The sequence below is a fragment of the Noviherbaspirillum humi genome (genome assembly GCF_900188095.1).
GTDB classification, from domain to species: domain Bacteria; phylum Pseudomonadota; class Gammaproteobacteria; order Burkholderiales; family Burkholderiaceae_D; genus Noviherbaspirillum; species Noviherbaspirillum humi.
Genome location: NZ_FZOT01000002.1, coordinates 464,436 through 482,609, shown reverse-complemented (window position 1 = coordinate 482,609; position 18,174 = coordinate 464,436). Strand labels below are relative to the sequence as shown.

General features: G+C 62.2%; 17 protein-coding genes. 15 read left to right on the top strand and 2 right to left on the bottom strand.

Features of this window, described 5'->3' with window-relative positions; all coding sequences use genetic code 11:
- The first annotated feature begins 80 nt into the window (after positions 1-80).
- The 15 genes from gyrA to cysM all read left to right on the top strand — a co-directional run bounded on the left by gyrA (position 81) and on the right by cysM (position 16,866).
- Complete coding sequence (gyrA, locus tag CHB88_RS05560; RefSeq protein ID WP_089398286.1) at positions 81-2,702, top strand: DNA gyrase subunit A; 2,622 nt, start codon at positions 81-83, stop codon at positions 2,700-2,702.
- On the top strand, positions 2,702-3,805 hold the full coding sequence (gene serC / locus CHB88_RS05555) for a 3-phosphoserine/phosphohydroxythreonine transaminase (RefSeq protein ID WP_089398285.1): 1,104 nt from the start codon (positions 2,702-2,704) through the stop codon (positions 3,803-3,805). The genes gyrA and serC overlap by 1 nt, the downstream gene beginning before the upstream one ends.
- Positions 3,806-3,862: 57 nt before the next feature.
- Positions 3,863-4,936 carry a prephenate dehydratase gene (pheA, locus tag CHB88_RS05550; RefSeq protein ID WP_089398284.1) on the top strand — a complete coding sequence of 358 codons (1,074 nt, stop codon included), beginning with the start codon at positions 3,863-3,865 and terminating at the stop codon, positions 4,934-4,936.
- A gap of 107 nt (positions 4,937-5,043) precedes the next feature.
- Positions 5,044-6,150: a histidinol-phosphate transaminase gene (gene hisC / locus CHB88_RS05545; protein ID WP_089398283.1), complete on the top strand. Its 1,107-nt coding sequence runs from the start codon at positions 5,044-5,046 to the stop codon at positions 6,148-6,150.
- Positions 6,151-6,172: 22 nt separating this feature from the next.
- Positions 6,173-7,072: a prephenate dehydrogenase gene (locus tag CHB88_RS05540; RefSeq protein ID WP_176442327.1), complete on the top strand. Its 900-nt coding sequence runs from the start codon at positions 6,173-6,175 to the stop codon at positions 7,070-7,072.
- Positions 7,072-8,391, top strand: coding sequence for a 3-phosphoshikimate 1-carboxyvinyltransferase (gene aroA, locus CHB88_RS05535; RefSeq protein ID WP_089398282.1), 1,320 nt, complete (start codon positions 7,072-7,074; stop codon positions 8,389-8,391). The genes CHB88_RS05540 and aroA overlap by 1 nt, the downstream gene beginning before the upstream one ends.
- A 24-nt stretch (positions 8,392-8,415) precedes the next feature.
- Positions 8,416-9,093, top strand: a complete 678-nt coding sequence (cmk, locus tag CHB88_RS05530) for a (d)CMP kinase (protein ID WP_089398281.1) — start codon at positions 8,416-8,418, stop codon at positions 9,091-9,093.
- 125 nt (positions 9,094-9,218) lie between these two features.
- Positions 9,219-10,931 (top strand): 30S ribosomal protein S1, encoded by a 1,713-nt coding sequence (gene rpsA, locus CHB88_RS05525; RefSeq protein ID WP_089398280.1) that lies wholly within the window; start codon positions 9,219-9,221, stop codon positions 10,929-10,931.
- Positions 10,932-10,958: 27 nt separating this feature from the next.
- A complete protein-coding gene (locus tag CHB88_RS05520) occupies positions 10,959-11,264 on the top strand; it encodes an integration host factor subunit beta (RefSeq protein ID WP_019141733.1) in 306 nt (101 codons plus the stop codon).
- Between the two features lie 138 nt (positions 11,265-11,402).
- Entirely contained in the window at positions 11,403-11,717 is a 315-nt protein-coding gene (locus tag CHB88_RS05515) for a LapA family protein (protein WP_089398279.1), read from the top strand.
- 24 nt (positions 11,718-11,741) lie between these two features.
- Complete coding sequence (gene lapB / locus CHB88_RS05510) at positions 11,742-12,917, top strand: lipopolysaccharide assembly protein LapB (protein WP_089398278.1); 1,176 nt, start codon at positions 11,742-11,744, stop codon at positions 12,915-12,917.
- A 46-nt stretch (positions 12,918-12,963) separates the two neighbouring features.
- A complete protein-coding gene (locus tag CHB88_RS05505; RefSeq protein WP_089398277.1) occupies positions 12,964-14,343 on the top strand; it encodes a UDP-glucose dehydrogenase family protein in 1,380 nt (459 codons plus the stop codon).
- Positions 14,340-15,284, top strand: a complete 945-nt coding sequence (gene rfaE1, locus CHB88_RS05500) for a D-glycero-beta-D-manno-heptose-7-phosphate kinase (protein ID WP_089398276.1) — start codon at positions 14,340-14,342, stop codon at positions 15,282-15,284. The genes CHB88_RS05505 and rfaE1 overlap by 4 nt, the downstream gene beginning before the upstream one ends.
- 108 nt (positions 15,285-15,392) lie before the next feature.
- Positions 15,393-15,833 carry a ComEA family DNA-binding protein gene (locus CHB88_RS05495; protein WP_089398275.1) on the top strand — a complete coding sequence of 147 codons (441 nt, stop codon included), beginning with the start codon at positions 15,393-15,395 and terminating at the stop codon, positions 15,831-15,833.
- A gap of 130 nt (positions 15,834-15,963) precedes the next feature.
- Entirely contained in the window at positions 15,964-16,866 is a 903-nt protein-coding gene (cysM, locus tag CHB88_RS05490; RefSeq protein ID WP_089398274.1) for a cysteine synthase CysM, read from the top strand.
- Positions 16,867-16,878: 12 nt separating this feature from the next.
- Here the strand turns inward: cysM and CHB88_RS05485 are convergent, their stop codons facing one another.
- Together CHB88_RS05485 and CHB88_RS05480 are read right to left on the bottom strand one after the other, a co-directional pair.
- On the bottom strand, positions 16,879-17,211 hold the full coding sequence (locus tag CHB88_RS05485; RefSeq protein WP_245844753.1) for a hypothetical protein: 333 nt from the start codon (positions 17,209-17,211) through the stop codon (positions 16,879-16,881).
- Positions 17,212-17,597: 386 nt separating this feature from the next.
- Entirely contained in the window at positions 17,598-18,158 is a 561-nt protein-coding gene (locus CHB88_RS05480) for a DUF1415 domain-containing protein (protein WP_089398272.1), read from the bottom strand.
- Positions 18,159-18,174: the final 16 nt, after the last annotated feature.

Here is an 18,174-nt window from a genome sequence, read left to right as displayed (position 1 = left end):
CTAAAATTCAATGTTCGGCAAAGTGTGGCATTTAGGCCTCAGCTTTGTTTTTCCGCAAATCCCATCAAAGTCGACCCGTAATGGATCAATTCGCTAAAGAAACCATCCCGATTTCGCTCGAAGAAGAGATGCGCAAGAGTTACCTCGATTACGCAATGAGCGTAATCGTGGGCCGCGCCTTGCCCGATGTGCGGGATGGCTTGAAGCCGGTGCATCGCCGCGTGCTGTATGCCATGCACGAGACGAACAATGTATGGAACCGGCCCTATGTGAAGTGCGCGCGCGTCGTCGGCGAAGTGATGGGTAAGTATCACCCGCACGGCGACCAGGCCATTTACGACACCTTGGTGCGCATGGCGCAGGATTTCTCGCTGCGCTACACGCTGGTCGATGGCCAGGGCAACTTCGGCTCCATCGACGGCGACAATGCCGCGGCGATGCGCTACACCGAGTGCCGGCTCGACAAGATCGCCGGCGAGCTGCTGGCGGATATCGAGAAGGACACGGTCGACTTCGTGCCCAACTACGACGGCAAGGAGAAGGAGCCGTCGGTGCTGCCGACCCGCATCCCGAACCTGCTGATCAACGGCTCTTCCGGCATCGCGGTCGGCATGGCCACCAACATCCCGCCGCACAACATCACCGAAGTGATCAACGGCGCGCTGCATGTGCTCGGCACGCCGGACTGCACGGTCGATGAACTGATCGAGATCATTCCTGCACCCGACTTCCCGACCGCCGGCATCATCTACGGCGTTTCCGGCGTGCGCGACGGCTATCGCACCGGGCGCGGTCGGGTGGTGATGCGGGCCAAGACCCATTTCGAAGAGTTCGGCCGCGAGGGCCGCACCGCCATCATCGTCGATGAGCTGCCTTACCAGGTCAACAAGAAGTCGCTGCTGGAGCGCATCGCCGAGCTGGTGCGTGACAAGAAGCTGGAAGGCATCTCCGACATCCGCGACGAGTCCGACAAGTCCGGCATGCGCGTGGTGATCGAGCTCAAGCGCGGCGAAGTGGCCGAGGTGGTGCTGAACAACCTCTACAAGCAGACCCAGCTGCAGGATACCTTCGGCATGAACATGGTGGCGCTGGTCGACGGCCAGCCGAAGCTGCTGAACCTGAAGCAGATGCTGGAGTGCTTCCTGTCGCATCGGCGCGAGGTGGTCACCCGCCGCACCGTATTCGAGCTGCGCAAGGCGCGCGAACGCGGCCACGTGCTGGAAGGCCTGGCCGTGGCGCTTGCCAACATCGACGACTTCATCGCCATCATCAAGGCCGCGCCTACGCCGCCGGTCGCGAAGGCCGAGCTGATGGCGCGCGCCTGGGATTCCTCCGTGGTGCGCGAAATGCTGGCCCGCACCGCCGGTGAGAATATTGGCGGCATCGATGCCTTCCGCCCGGAAAACCTGCCCAAGCACTACGGCATGCAGGCCGATGGCCTGTACAAATTGTCCGACGACCAGGCGCAGGAAATCCTGCAGATGCGCCTGCAGCGCCTCACCGGCCTGGAACAGGACAAAATCGTCAACGAGTACAAGGACGTGATGGCGCAGATCGCCGATCTGCTCGACATTCTGGCCAAGCCGGAGCGCGTCACGGCCATCATCAGCGACGAGCTGAACTCCGCCAGGAACGACTATGGCATCGGCGCCAAGGACGAGCGCCGTTCGCAGATCGAGCTGAACCCGACCGACCTCGGCACCGAAGACCTGATCGCGCCGCAAGACATGGTGGTCACGCTCTCGCATTCCGGCTACATGAAGTCGCAGCCGGTATCCGAGTACCGCGCGCAGAAGCGCGGCGGACGCGGCAAGCAGGCGATGGCGACCAAGGAAGACGACTGGATCGACCAGCTCTTCATCGCCAATACCCATGATTACATCCTCTGCTTCTCCAACCGCGGCCGCATGTACTGGCTGAAGGTGTGGGAAGTGCCGCAGGGCTCGCGTGCCTCGCGCGGCAAGCCCATCGTCAACATGTTCCCGCTGCAGGATGGCGAGAAGATCACGGTGGTGCTGCCGCTGTCGGGCGAAAACCGCACATTCCCGGAAGATCGCTACATCTTCATGTCGACCGCGCTCGGCACCGTGAAGAAGACCCCGCTGACCGAGTTCAGCAATCCGCGCAAGGCCGGCATCATCGCCGTCGACCTCGATGAAGGCGACTACCTGATCGGCGCCGCCCTCACCGACGGCAAGCATGACGTGATGCTGTTCTCCGATTCCGGCAAGGCGGTGCGCTTCGACGAAAACGATGTGCGCCCGATGGGTCGCAACGCCCGCGGCGTGCGCGGCATGAACCTGGAAGACGGACAGCAGGTGATCGCGCTGCTGGTGGCCGAGAACGAGCAACAGTCGGTGCTGACCGCCACCGAGAACGGCTACGGCAAGCGCACTCCGATCACCGAGTACACCCGCCATGGCCGCGGCACCAAGGGTATGATCGCCATCCAGACCAGCGAGCGCAACGGCAAGGTCGTCGCCGCGACGCTGGTGGAGCCGAACGACGAGATCATGATGATCACCACCGGAGGCGTGCTGATCCGCACCCGCGTGGCCGAAATCCGCGAGATGGGCCGCGCCACCCAGGGCGTGACGCTGATCGCCGTGGAGGACGGCACCCGCCTGTCGGGCTTGCAGCGCATCCTCGAAACCGATGCCGATGCCGATGCGGATGACGAGGCTGGCGGCGTGGAGGAGTGATGAGCCAGGTATACAACTTCTCCGCCGGTCCGGCGGTCCTGCCGAAGGAAGTGCTGCAGCAGGCGGCCGAGGAAATGCTCGACTGGCACGGCAGCGGCATGTCGGTGATGGAGATGAGCCACCGCGGCAAGGAATTCATCTCCATCTACGAAGCGGCCGTGCGCGACCTGCGCGAACTGCTGGCGGTGCCTGCCAACTACAAGATCCTGTTCATGCAGGGCGGCGGCATCGGCCAGAACGCCATCATCCCGATGAACCTCGTCGGCCTGAAGACGCAGCCGGCCACGGTGGATTTCATTCTTACCGGTTCCTGGTCCGGCAAGTCCTTCAAGGAAGCGAAGAAGTACTGCAACGCCAACCTGGCCGCCACCGCCGAGGATAGCAAGTTCACCGCCATCCCGGCACGCGATAGCTGGCGCCTGTCGAAGGATGCGGCATACGTCCACATCTGCACCAACGAAACCATCGACGGCATTGAATTTCAGGACGCCCCGGACGTGGCGGCCGATACCGGCGGCGCTCCCATCGTGGCCGACATGTCGTCCCACATCCTGTCGCGCGCCGTGGATGTCTCGAAATACGGCGTGATCTTTGGCGGCGCGCAGAAGAACATCGGCCCGGCCGGCGTGACGGTGGTGATCGTGCGCGAAGACCTGCTTGGCCATGCGCTGCCGATCTGCCCCTCGGCCTTCAACTGGAAGCTGGTGGCGGAGGCGGACTCCATGTACAACACGCCGCCTACTTACGGCATCTACATCGCCGGCCTGGTGTTCCAGTGGCTCAAGCGCAATGGCGGCGTGGCGGCGATGGAGCAGCGCAACATCGAGAAAGCCAATCTGCTCTACGGCTATTTGGATTCGACCGAGTTCTACATCAACCGGGTCGACAATTCCTGCCGCTCGCGCATGAACGTGCCGTTCTACCTGCGCGACGAAAGCTTGAATGAGGCCTTCCTGGCGGGTGCCAAGGAACGCCGCCTGCTGCAGCTGAAGGGCCACAAGTCGGTCGGCGGCATGCGCGCCTCGATCTACAACGCCATGCCGATCGAAGGCGTGACGGCACTGATCGACTATCTCAAAGACTTTGAAAAGAAGCACGGTTGAGGATCTTGCGCCGGGCGCATGCGGCGCGGCGCGGGGCCTGCAACCGTCATAACGATAATGACGGACGACAAACTGAAACCGCTGCGCGAGCAGATCGATGCCATCGACGCGCAGATCCTGGACCTCCTCAACCGCCGCGCCCGCATCGCGCAGGAAGTCGGCCATGTGAAGGCGGAAACCAACGCGCCGGTATTCCGGCCCGAACGCGAGGCCCAGGTGCTGCGCAGCGTCGCCGAGCGCAATCCCGGCCCGCTGCTCGCCGCCGATGTGCAGACCATCTTCCGCGAGGTGATGTCGTCCTGTCGCGCGCTCGAGCGCCGCGTCACTGTCGCGTTTCTCGGCCCACAGGGAACCTTCAGCGAACAGGCCGTGTTCCAGCAATTCGGTCATGCGGTGGAAGCCTTGGCTTGCGCTTCGATCGATGAAGTGTTCCGCGCCACCGAGGCCGGCAGCGCCGACTTCGGCGTGGTGCCGATGGAAAACTCCAACGAAGGCGCCGTCAACCGCACGCTCGATCTGCTGCTGCAAACCACGCTCTCGATCAGCGGCGAGCTGTCGATCCCGGTGCATCACAGCCTGATGACCGCCAGCGGCGCCATGGATGGCGTACAGCGCATCTGCGCCCACTCACAGGCACTGGCCCAGTGCCAGGGCTGGCTCAACCAGCATTATCCGAACATAGATCGGCTGGCGGTCGCGTCCAATGGCGAGGCGGCGCGCATGGCGAGCCAGGATCCATCGGTCGCCGCCATTGCCGGCGAATTTGCCGGCCAGCGCTACGGCCTGCGGGTGGTGCAGGGCCATGTGCAGGACGATCCGCACAACCGCACCCGTTTCGCCGTCGTCGGCCGTCTGCAGCCCGGGCCGAGTGGCAAGGACCAGACTTCACTCATCCTGGCGGTACCCAACCGCGCCGGCGCCGTCCATAGCCTGCTGGCGCCGCTGGCCCAGCATGGCGTGTCGATGACCCGATTCGAGTCCCGTCCGGCGCGTCTCGGCACCTGGGAGTACTACTTCTACGTCGACATCGAGGGACACGCGCTGGATGACAAAGTTGCGCCCGCCCTGGCCGCGCTGAAGGAGAACGCCGCCTTCTACAAGCTGCTCGGCTCCTACCCGTTCACCCTGTAAGCGCGCCGCATGCCTCGATAGTATTGCCTTACCGGCGCGGCGCCCGGCCCCTTGCCGGGCCGGCCTGTCCGCCGGGATTCTCTCAACCGTTTCAAAGCGTCCACACCATGTCCATCCAATTCGGCCCCGAATATGTCCGCGCCATCGCCCCTTACCAGGCCGGCAAGCCCATCTCCGAAGTCGCGCGCGAGTTCGGCCTGGACGAGGCATCCATCGTCAAGCTGGCGTCCAACGAGAATCCGCTCGGCATGCCTGAATCGGCCAAGCAAGCGATGCTGGCCGAAATGAAGGAGATCGGCCGCTATCCCGACGCCAATGGCTTCCAGCTGAAAGCGGCCGTCAGCGAAAAATACGGCGTGCCGCAGGACTGGATCACGCTGGGTAACGGCAGCAACGACATCCTCGAGATCGCCGCCCATGCCTTCGTCCAGCCGAACCAGTCGGTGGTGTATGCGGAGTATTCGTTTGCCGTCTATGCGCTCGCTACCCAGGCGGTCGGCGCCCGGGCCATCGTGGTGCCGGCGAAGGACTTCGGCCACGACCTGCAGGCGATGACAAAGGCAATCCAGCCGGACACGCGCCTGGTGTTCATCGCCAATCCGAACAATCCGACCGGCACCTTCCTGCCGGCGGCAGAACTCGAAGCCTTTCTCAAGCAGGTGCCGCCGAATGTGGTGGTGGTGCTGGACGAGGCCTACAACGAGTATCTCGACCCGTCGCTGCAATACGACTCCATCGCCTGGGTGAGGCAGTATCCCAACCTGCTGGTGTCGCGCACCATGTCCAAGGCCTATGGCCTGGCCGGCCTGCGCGTCGGCTTTGGCATCGCCCAGCCCCAGCTGACCGATCTGCTGAACCGCATCCGCCAGCCTTTCAACGTGAACTCCCTGGCGCAGGCGGCCGCCGTCGCCGCCCTGAACGATACCGCCTTCCTGCGCAAGAGCGCCGAGCTGAATAGGTCCGGCTATCGCCAGTTGACGCGGGCCTTCGAGGTAATGGGACTGGAATACGTGCCGTCCTTCGGCAATTTCGTGCTGGTGAGGGTAGGGCAGGATGACGGCGCCGGCGCCCGCGTCAACCTGGCGCTGCTCAAGCAGGGAATCATCGTGCGTCCGGTCGGCGCCTACGGCCTGCCGCAATGGCTCCGAATCTCGATCGGCCTGCCGGAAGAGAACGAAGCCTTCCTGGCGGCGCTCAAGCGCACGCTGGGTTGAGCACACCAGGGGAGCGCACGGCATGCTGAACAAAGTCGTCATCTTCGGCGCCGGCCTCATCGGCGGTTCCTTTGCGCTCGCCCTGAAGCAGGCGGGCGCGGTCGGCGAAGTGGTCGGCGTCGGCCGCAGCCGGACGTCCCTGGAGCGGGCGCGCCAGCTGGGCATCATCGATGCCGTCGCCGACTCAATCGAGCAGGCGGTTGCCGGCGCGGACCTGATCCTGGTCGCCGCTCCGGTGGCGCAGACCGAAGCCATCCTGGCCGCCATCGCGCCGCATCTGCGCAGCGGTACGGTCGTCACCGATGCCGGCAGCACCAAGACCGACGTGGTCGCCGCCGCGCGCCGCGCTCTGGGCGGCAAGATTGCCCAGTTCGTGCCGGGACATCCGATCGCCGGTCGGGAACAGAACGGGCCGGATGCGGCCATTCCCGACCTCTATATCGGCAAGAAAGTCGTGCTGGCGCCGTTGCCGGAGAATGCGTCTGCCGACGTTGACCGGGTGGCAGCTGCCTGGCGCCTGTGTGGCGCCATCATTCACCGTCTCTCCGCCGAAGAACATGACAAGGTGTTCGCCTCGGTCAGCCACCTGCCTCACCTGTTGGCTTTCGCGCTGGTGGACGACATTGCGCGCAAGCCGCATGCCGACCTGCTGTTCCAATACGCGGCGAGCGGCTTCCGCGATTTCACCCGCATCGCCGGCTCCTCGCCGGAGATGTGGCGCGACATCTCCCTGGCCAACCAGGCGGCGCTGTTGACGGAACTGGATATTTACACGCAGCGATTGAGCGAGATGCGGGAACTGCTGGCAGCCGGTGACGCCGCCGGCCTGGAAGCGATTTATGCCAACGCCCAGCGCGCCCGTCATGACTGGATCAAAACCATTGAAGCCGCGGAAAAGCAAAGCCGCGAAGGTGGCGACTGATGAAAAAATACCCCCATTATCTTGATCTCCAGCCGGCGCGCCGGGTGCAGGGCGCGGTACGCCTTCCAGGTTCGAAGAGCATCTCCAACCGCACTCTGCTGCTGGCGGCGCTGGCGCAAGGCGATACCGATATCCGGGAGCTGCTGGCGTCCGACGATACCCATGTGATGCTGATGGCCCTGCAAAAGCTTGGCGTGCGCTGGGAGCAGAAGGGCGCAAGCCAGGATTACCTGGTGCATGGCGCCGGCGGCACGCTGCCGGTACACAGCGCCGATCTGTTCATGGGCAATGCCGGCACCGCCATCCGGCCGCTGACGGCGGCGCTGGCGGTCATGGGCGGAGACTACACCCTGCATGGCGTGGCGCGCATGCACGAGCGCCCGATCGGCGACCTGGTCGATGCGCTGAACGGCATCGGCTGCCGTATCGACTATACCGGCGAGCCGGGCTTCCCGCCCCTGCACATCCAGCGCGGCCATATCGCCGATCGCCGCCTGAAAGTACGCGGCAACGTTTCCAGCCAGTATTTGACAGCGCTGCTGATGGCGGCGCCGCTGATGGCCAAGGAGCAGGCGGTGACGATCGAAGTCATCGGCGAGCTGATTTCCAAGCCTTACATCGAGATCACCCTCAATCTGATGCAGCGCTTCGGCGTCGAGGTGGTGCGAGACGGCTGGTCGGCATTCACGGTGCCGGCCGGCAGCCGCTACGCCAGCCCGGGCGCGATCCATGTCGAGGGCGATGCATCGTCTGCGTCGTATTTTCTTGCCGCCGGCGCCATTGCCGGCGGACCGGTGCGGGTGGAGGGCGTCGGCCGCGACAGCATCCAGGGCGACGTGCGCTTCGTCGATGCCCTGCGCCAGATGGGCGCCGACATCAGCCTGGGCGACAACTGGATCGAGGCGCGCTCGACCGGCGCGCTCAAGGCCATCGATGCCGACTTCAACCACATCCCGGACGCGGCCATGACCGTCGCCGTCGCCGCCCTGTATGCCGACGGCACCAGTACCCTGCGCAATATCGGCAGCTGGCGCGTGAAGGAGACCGACCGCATCGCCGCCATGGCGACCGAGCTGCGCAAGCTCGGCGCGGCGGTGGAAGAGGGCGCCGACTATCTCCGGGTAACGCCGCCGGAACGCCTGCAGCCGGCAGCCATCGATACCTATGACGACCACCGCATGGCGATGTGCTTCTCGCTCGCCAGCCTGGACGGCGCCATCCGCGCCGGAACCACGGTGCGCATCAACGATCCGAAATGCGTGGCCAAGACTTTCCCGGACTATTTCGATGCCTTCGCCGGCATCATCGGCCGGTCCTGACTCTTCACGCTAGGTTTCCGCACAATGACTGCCAAACCCATTCCGGTGATCACCATCGACGGTCCCACCGCGTCCGGCAAGGGCACGGTCGCGCACCGCGTGGCCGACCGTCTTTCCTTCCATTATCTCGATTCCGGCGCCCTGTACCGGCTGACGGCTTTGGCCGCCCTCGAGCAGGGCATCGCACTCGACGATGAACATGCCCTGGCAGAACTGGCGCGCGGGCTGCCCTGCCGCTTCCAGGCGCAATCGGTGCTGCTGGCGGGGCGGGATGTGAGCGAAGCGATCCGGGCCGAGCAGGTAGGCAATGCCGCCTCGCGCATCGCGGTGCTGCCGGCGCTGCGGCGGGCGCTGGTCGGCCTGCAGTTGAGCTTTCGGCAGGCGCCCGGCCTGGTGGCCGACGGCCGCGACATGGGCACGGTGATCTTCCCCGACGCCGACCTGAAAGTGTTTCTCACCGCCAGCGTCGAGGCGCGTGCCCAGCGTCGATATAAGCAATTGATTGACAAGGGTATTTCTGCTAGTATGGACGATCTTCTGAAGGATTTGAAAGAACGGGATGCGCGCGATTCCAATCGCGCGGTTGCGCCTTTGAAGCCGGCAGAGGGTGCATATCTCCTGGATACCTCTGAAATGACCGCCGATCGGGCGGTCGAACAGGTCCTCGGCTGGTATGCCGAAGCCGGGAAACTGGCGCAATAATCGCAGCACTCTAGTAACCGATTGGTGTCCGTCACGGCGCAAGGCCCTGGCGGACGTTGATTAACTTAACCCAGTATCGACTGCATCCAAGACAAGCAATCGCTGCTGGCCAACTCTCAAACTTTATGTCTACTGTTTCCAATTCCCCCGCATCCTCCGGCGCCGAAAGCTTTGCCGCCCTGTTCGAAGAATCGCTGTCGCGTCAGGACATGCGCTCCGGTGAGGTGATCTCGGCGGAAGTCGTGCGCATCGACCACAATTTCGTGATCGTCAACGCCGGCCTGAAATCCGAAGCCTTCATCCCCATCGAAGAATTCAAGAACGACAACGGCGAAGTTGACGTTCAGGTAGGCGACTTCATCACCGTCGCCATCGAATCGCTGGAAAACGGCTTCGGCGACACCATCCTGTCGCGCGACAAGGCCAAGCGCCTGGCTTCCTGGCTGGCCCTGGAAAAGGCGATGGAATCCGGCGAGCTGGTCACCGGCACCGTCAACGGCAAGGTCAAGGGCGGCCTGACCGTTTTGACCAACGGCATCCGCGCCTTCCTGCCGGGTTCGCTGGTCGACACCCGTCCGGTCAAGGACACCACCCCGTACGAAGGCAAGACCCTGGAATTCAAGGTCATCAAGCTGGACCGCAAGCGCAATAACGTCGTGCTGTCCCGCCGCGCCGTCATCGAAGCATCGATGGGCGAAGAGCGCGCCAAGCTGATGGAAACCCTGAAGGAAGGCACCATCGTCACCGGTATCGTCAAGAACATCACCGACTACGGCGCGTTCGTCGACCTCGGCGGCATCGACGGCCTGCTGCACATCACCGACCTGGCATGGCGCCGCGTGCGTCACCCGTCGGAAGTCCTGTCCGTCGGCCAGGAAATCACCGCCAAGGTCCTCAAGTACGATCAGGAAAAGAACCGCGTCTCGCTGGGCGTCAAGCAGCTGGGCGACGACCCCTGGACCGGCCTGTCCCGTCGCTACCCGCCGGGCACCCGCCTGTTCGGCAAGGTCACCAACCTGACCGACTACGGCGCGTTCGTTGAAGTCGAGCAGGGCATCGAAGGCCTGGTGCACGTCTCCGAAATGGACTGGACCAACAAGAACGTGGCGCCGAGCAAGGTCGTTCAGCTGGGCGACGAAGTCGAAGTCATGGTTCTCGAGATCGACGAAGAGCGTCGCCGCATCTCCCTCGGCATGAAGCAGTGCAAGCCGAATCCGTGGGAAGATTTCGCGATGAGCCACAAGAAGGGCGACAAGGTCCGCGGCGCCATCAAGTCGATCACCGACTTCGGCGTGTTTATCGGCCTGCCTGGCAACATCGACGGTCTGGTTCACCTGTCCGACCTGTCCTGGACCGAAGCCGGCGAAGAAGCCGTGCGCAAGTTCAAGAAGGGCGACGAGCTGGAAGCCGTGGTGCTGGCCATCGACGTGGAGCGCGAGCGCGTTTCCCTCGGCGTCAAGCAGCTCGAGGGCGACCCGTTCAACAACTTCGTTGCCATGAACGACAAGGGTGCAATCGTCTACGGTACCGTCAAGTCGGTCGAGCCTAAGGGCGCCGTGATTCAGCTGAACGAGGAAGTCGAAGGCTATCTGCGCGCTTCCGAGATCTCCCGCGATCGCGTGGAAGACGCCGGCACCCACCTGAAAGTGGGCGACAAGGTCGAGACGATGATCATCAACATCGATCGCAAGTCGCGCGGCATCCAGCTGTCGATCAAGGCGAAGGAAAACGCCGAGACCCAGGAAGCCATGCAGAAGATGTCTGCCGACTCGAGCGCCGCTTCCGGCACCACCAGCCTGGGCGCGCTGCTCAAGGCCAAGCTGGACAACAAGCAGTAATCGTTTGACTACAGGTTGAATTGCTAGATGACAAAGTCGGAATTGATCGCACGTCTGGCTGAGCGTTATCCGCAGCTGGTTGCAAAGGATGCGGACTACGCCGTCAAAACCATTCTCGATGCCATGGCCGACGCCTTGGCGAGCGGCCAGCGCATCGAGATACGCGGTTTCGGCAGCTTCGCGCTGAACAGCCGGCCGCCGCGTATCGGCCGCAATCCCAAATCCGGCGACAAGGTGATGGTGCCCGAGAAGCGGGTGCCTCACTTCAAGCCGGGCAAGGAGCTGCGGGAACGGGTGGACGCCATGGTCGGGCAACCGATCAAGGAAGACTAGTTATTCGCAAGGAAATCAAAAACGGCATCCCAGGATGCCGTTTTTTTTCACGTACAATTTCACCTTTCCGAAAAGCCTCTTTACGGAAACCAAAATTATTTCCCGCGATCAAAAATCCGTGCTCGAGAAAGCTGCGTCATGAAAATCGTCAATCGCATTGTCGCGGTGCTCCTCTTCATCGTTTTCTTTGGTTTCGCCTTGAAGAATACGCAGGAAGTGGCCTTGCAATTCTTCTTTGATTACCGGATCTACGGACCGTTGGTCCTGATCCTGCTCGGCTTCTTCGCTGCCGGCGCGGTACTGGGCGTGTTCGCCATGCTGCCGTCGGTGCTGCGCCACCGGCGCGAGATCACCCGCCACAAGAAGACCATCGATGTGATGCAAAAGGAGCAGGAAGCGCTGAAGCAGGCGCGCACCCAGCCGCCGCAGCCGGACAGCGTAACCAACCTCTGACATAACAACACAAGAACAACCCGCATGGAATTTGAAACCTGGTGGCTGCTCGGCATCCCGATATTTTTTGGACTTGGCTGGATCGCCGCCCGCGTCGACATCAAGCACCTCGTCTCCGAATCCCGCAGCCTGCCGCGCGGCTATTTCAAGGGCTTGAATTTTCTCCTCAATGAACAGCCGGACAAGGCCATCGATGCCTTCATCGAGATCGTCAAGCTCGATCCGGAAACCATCGACCTGCATTTCGCTCTCGGCAACCTGTTCCGCCGCCGCGGCGAAATCGAGCGCGCGATCCGCGTGCACCAGAATCTGCTGGCCCGCCCTGATCTGCCGCTGGACACCCGCGTGCAGTCGCAGTACGAACTCGGCCAGGATTACCTGAAGGCCGGCTTGCTCGACCGCGCCGAGGAAACCTTCAACCAGCTGGTCGATACCCAGTTCAGCGGCCAGGCGCGCCGGGCGCTTCTCGAAATCTACCAGCGGGAGAAAGAGTGGCCGCGCGCCATCGAAGCCGCGAAAGCGCTGCAGGAGGCGGGCGCCGGCGCGCGTCAGCGCGAGATCGCGCAGTTCTACTGCGAACTGGCTCAGGATGAACTGGTGCATACCCATCCGGACGCGGCGTTGGCGCTGCTGGAGCAGGCGCTGGCGGCGGACCGGAAGAACGTGCGCGCCACCATGCTGATCGGCGATGCCCATCTTGCCAAGGGCGAGGTGGAGCAGGCGCTGCTGGCGTGGCGCCGGGTCGAGCAGCAGAGCGTGCCGCACGTGGCCCTGGTGGCGCAGCGGTTGATGGATGGCTACCGTGCCGTCGGCCGGCAGCAGGAAGGGGTCAACCTGCTCAAGAATTATCTGAACGAAGCCTCGTCCATCGAATTGCTCGATGTCGTGTTCAAGGCGGTGCTTGAACTCGACGGCGTCGATGCGGCCAAGCAGCTCATCGTCGATGAGCTCAAGCGCACGCCCACGCTGCTCGGCCTCGACAAGCTGCTTGAAGCGCGGATGATGGATGCGCCGCCTGAAATCTGGGAAGAACTGTCAATGGTGAAAAACCTGGTGCATGGCTACACTCAAAAGCTGTCGCGCTACCAGTGCAGCCATTGCGGCTTCAAGGCGCGCCAGTTCTACTGGCAGTGCCCTGGCTGCAGCCAGTGGGAGTCCTACCCGCCGCGACGCACCGAAGAATTGAACGTAATGTCCTGATGCCGGCGCGCCTCGGGCGCCTGCTCTCACTTTAGAGGAAATCCTGATGAAGATAACCATCATCGGTACCGGCTATGTCGGTCTGGTCACCGGCGCCTGTCTGGCGGAAGTAGGCAACGACGTCTTCTGTCTCGATGTCGATCAGCGCAAGATCGATATCCTGAACAGCGGCGGCATCCCGATCCACGAGCCGGGCTTGAGCGATATCGTCGCCCGCAATATCGCCGCCGGCCGACTCAAGTTCAGCACCGACGTCGCCGCCAGCGTGGCGCACGGCGAAGTGCAGTTCATCGCTGTCGGCACGCCGCCGGACGAGGACGGCTCCGCCGATCTGCAGTATGTGCTGGCCGCCGCCCGCAACATCGGACGCCACATGAACGGCTTCCGCGTCATTGTCGACAAGTCCACCGTCCCGGTCGGCACCGCTGACAAGGTGCGTGCCGCCATCGCGGAAGAACTCAAGAAGCGCGACCATAATTCCGGCTTCGCGGTCGTTTCCAATCCCGAGTTCCTGAAGGAGGGCGCCGCGGTCGAGGACTTCATGCGGCCCGACCGCATCGTCATCGGCATCGACGAGCATACGCCGGACGGCCAGCGCGCCCATGCGCTGATGAAGAAGCTCTACCTGCCGTTCAACCGCAACCATGAACGCACCTTCTGGATGGACGTGCGCTCGGCCGAGTTTACCAAGTATGCGGCCAACGCCATGCTCGCCACCCGCATCTCCTTCATGAACGAGCTCGCCAACCTGGCGGACAAGGTTGGCGCCGACATCGAGGCGGTACGCCACGGCATCGGCTCCGACCCGCGCATCGGCTACAACTTCCTGTATGCCGGCTGCGGCTACGGCGGTTCCTGCTTCCCCAAGGACGTGCAGGCGCTGGAGCGCACCGCACGCGAGTATGACCAGAACCTGCTCGTCCTGCAGGCGGTGGAGGCAGTCAACGACCGTCAGAAGCGCATCCTCGGCGCCAAGATCATCGAGCGCTTCGGCCAGGATTTGTCCGGTCGCCATTTCGCCATCTGGGGCCTGGCATTCAAGCCCAATACCGACGACATGCGAGAAGCGCCGTCGCGGGTGCTGATCGAGCAGCTGGTCAGCCGGGGCGCCACCGTGGCCGTGTACGACCCGGTAGCCATGGAGGAAGCCAGGCGGGTGCTGACGCTGGATTTCGAAAGCCGGCCGGAACTGCTGCAGCGGATCCGCTTCGTCGATACGCCGGTCAATGCACTGGAAGCAGCCGATGCGCTGGCCATCGTGACGGAATGGAAGACGTTCCGCAGCCCGGACTTCGATCGTCTGAAGTCGATGCTGCGCCAGCCGGTGGTGTTTGATGGCCGAAACCTGTTCGAGCCCGAGATCATGGCCGACGCCGGCTTCGAGTATTACGGCATCGGCCGTTCCGTGAAGGCGCGTCAGGAATGAGCGTCCGTCCTCCCGCCTCAGCCATGCCGCGCCTGCTGGTGGTCGGCGATGTCATGCTCGATCGCTACTGGTTCGGGGATGTCAGCCGCATCTCGCCGGAGGCGCCAGTGCCGGTGGTGCGTATCGAACGATGCGAGGAGCGGCTCGGCGGCGCGGCCAACGTCGCGCGCAATGCCGTCTCGCTCGGCGCCCGAGCCGGCCTGCTCGGCGTGGTCGGACAAGATGAAGCGGGCGATGCCGTGCAGCGCCTGCTGACCGAGCTGCGCATCGACAGCCATCTCAATCGCGATCCCGGCAATCCCACCATCATCAAGCTGCGCGTGATCGGTCGGCAGCAGCAGCTGCTGCGCATCGACTTCGAAAGCCCGCCGGCCGACACGGTGCTGCGCAACAAGCTCAGCCAGTTCAACGCGATGATGCCGAATTTCGACGTCGTCATTCTTTCCGATTATGCCAAGGGCAGCCTGGTAAACGTGGCCACCATGATCGCCGCAGCCCGACAGGCCGGCAAGCCGGTGCTCGTCGATCCCAAGGGAGACGACTTCACCCGCTATCGCGGCGCCACCATGATCACTCCAAACAAATCGGAATTGAAGCAGGTCATCGGCGGTTGGAAGGATGAGGAAGAGCTGACCGGCAAGGCGCAGCGCATGCGCCAGGAACTCGACCTCGACGCCTTGCTGCTGACGCGCTCGGAAGAGGGAATGAGCCTCTACACCGAAGGCAAGGTGGCGCATTTCCCGGCGATGGCGCGCGAGGTCTACGACGTTTCCGGCGCCGGCGATACCGTGATTGCCACCGTCGCGGTCATGCTGGGCGCGGGATTGCCTCTCGAAGAGGCGGTCAGCATCGCCAATCAGGCAGGCGGCATCGTGGTCGGCAAGTTGGGTACCGCTACCGTCACCATCGATGAGCTCTTCCCTGAGCAAAAAGCCATATGAATTTGTCATGGCAGTAAGGTCAACCACGCTCTTGTCGTTTCGTTAAGGGGCGCGGGGCTTGCTTCTGCACGTCCCGACCTTTGATGAACTTCACATTGAGAGAGCACTATGATCAAAAAACTGCTGCTGACCTTGGCTACCTTCATCGCGACCATGTCCTTCGCCTTCGCGCAGGTGGATGTCAACAAGGCGGACCAAGCCGCGTTGGACGGCATCAGGGGCATCGGCCCTGCCATGTCGAAGCGCATCCTCGACGAACGCAAGAAGGGCGGCGACTTCAAGGACTGGGATGACCTGCAGACTCGCGTAAAAGGGATCGGCGAAAAGAACGCAGCCAAGCTGTCCGCCGCCGGCCTGAACGTAAACGGGCAAGCCAAGTCGGGCGCCTCCGCCTCGGCGAAGGAGCACAAGAAATCGGCCAAGGGTGAAGGCAAGCGGAGCAAGTCGGCAGACATGGCAGCGCAAGACGGCAAGACGGTCGATGCCAAGGATATGAAACCTGCTTCCGCGGATGCCAAGGAAGCCAAAAAAGGCGACGCCAAGAAGTAAGCGTAGTGAAAGCCTCGTCCATGCTGACGGGGCTTTTTCATTTCAGGCCGAGGCTGATTGAGCGTTCAAGGCGTCTAGCAGCGACTGCGATTAAAATGCTGTTTTCATTCGCAGTTCTTTGAAAGCCATCATGCCTTACCTAACCATCGAAGACACCATCGGCAATACTCCTCTCGTGCAATTGAAGCGGATTCCCGGAGAGGATGCGCAGCGTCGCAATAACGTCATTCTGGGCAAGCTTGAAGGCAATAATCCGGCCGGGTCCGTGAAGGACCGCCCCGCCTTGTCCATGATCCGGCATGCCGAGGAGCGTGGCGATATCAAGCCGGGCGATACGCTGATCGAGGCCACCAGCGGCAATACCGGCATTGCACTGGCAATGGCTGCCGCCATGCGCGGCTACAAGATGGTGTTGCTGATGCCGGAAAACTTGAGCGAGGAACGCCGCCAGAGCATGGCTGCTTATGGCGCCAAGATCGTGCTGACGCCCAAGAGCGGCGGCATGGAATATGCGCGCGATCTCGCCGAGCAGATGCAGAAGGAAGGCAAGGGCATCATCCTCGACCAGTTCGCCAACCCCGACAATCCGCGCGCCCACTACGAAACTACTGGACCGGAAATTTGGCGCGATACCGAAGGACGCATCACCCATTTTGTCAGCGCCATGGGCACAACCGGCACCATCGTTGGCGTGTCGCGCTATCTCAAGGAGCAAAATCCGGAAATTCGCATCGTCGGTGCTCAGCCGGAGGAAGGGTCCCAGATTCCGGGCATCCGCAAGTGGCCGGAAGCCTACCTGCCGAAGATTTTCGATAAAACGACGGTGGATCAGACGGAGTCGGTGAGCCAGGCTGCAGCGGAGCAGATGGCGCGCCGCATGGCGATGGAGGAGGGGATCTTTTGCGGTATTTCCGCGGCGGGCGCCTGCGAAGTGGCGTTGCGGATTTCACGCCAGGTCGAAAATGCGACGATCGTCTTTATCGTCTGCGACCGGGGCGACCGCTATCTGTCGACAGGAGTCTTCCCGGCCTGACGCCGATTCGGATCACGCTTCTTCGGTGATGCCGGTCTCTTTCGGCTTGAACTGCTTATCGCTGATCCGGAACTTGTCACGGCGGTCTCCCATCAAGGTGCGCAGTTCCTTGATGCTGAGATCGCTGACTTCATGCATGCGAATCAGCAGTGAAGCGCCGACCGGCAGACGGCGGTGGCGAATCTTGCTGATCACCGGCGGTGCGACCTCAAGTGCGCGCGACAGCGCGGCATCGTTCTTGAGATTGAGCTTCTCGATAAGCGCATCGAGCAGGTTATTCGGATCATAGTTGACTTGATCCGCAAGTCGGGTACCGGTCATGGCGTTATCTGGCTGAGTGGTCATAGTATTAATAATTCCATATTGCAAGATTATTGTACAGAAAAAATACTATCTGAATGACAAAATAAATCGCATTCCATTGTCTTGCTATCAATAAATGCAGGATTGCCAAATTTGACAAAAAGCCGTGTCACAGGAGCAACGATTTGTGCGCAGGAAATAAATTTGGCTTTCAAGAAAGATGTTTGCACACACTTCAATTGCTATAACGCAAGTGTACTCTTGAACTTGTTTTGTATAGGTAACAATTTGAAGCCGCGCGTTGCGAACGGAAGACAGTTCAACCTAGCGGGCTGAAATGAGTCAGGCGGCGAGAGCGCGGGGGAGCCGAGCGGGTCACCGATGAGGGAATCACCATGACCGCGTCGGCAAGGTGATTTGAAAGGACTTTACTTGTGTCCGAAAAGCGCATCCCAACCGGCTTTGCCCAAGCTTTCCAGAACATCCATATTTCGCTCGAAGATGGCCGAGGCTTCCGGATAGGCATCGACTGCCCGGTCGATGCTGGCTTCACGCAGCAAATGGAGCGTGGGGTAGGGCGAGCGGTTGGTGTAGTTGCTGATGTCGTCTCTCGCGGTGCCGGCGAACTGGTAGTCGGGGTGAAAGCTGGCAACCTGGATTTCCCCGCTCAAGCCGAGCGCGTCCAGCATGGCATCCGCCTCGTCCAGAAAGTCGTTGAAATCCAGGAAGTCGTTCAGCACGGCCGGATGGATGAGCAGCGTCGTCTCGATTTTGGCAGGGTCGCTCTGAGCGAGGAGGGACAGTTCTTCCTGCAAGTCCCGCGACAGCTGCTGTAGATCCTGCGCGTGGGTTACCCGATAGCGTATCTGGTCCTTGACATGTACCGCCTTGGCGAAGGGACACAGGTTCAAGCCGATGACCGCTTTTTCCAGCCAATTCCGAGTGGCGGCAATGATGGCATCTTCGCTGGCGTCGGCCGGCTGCTGCATGATGAAATCCTTAGCG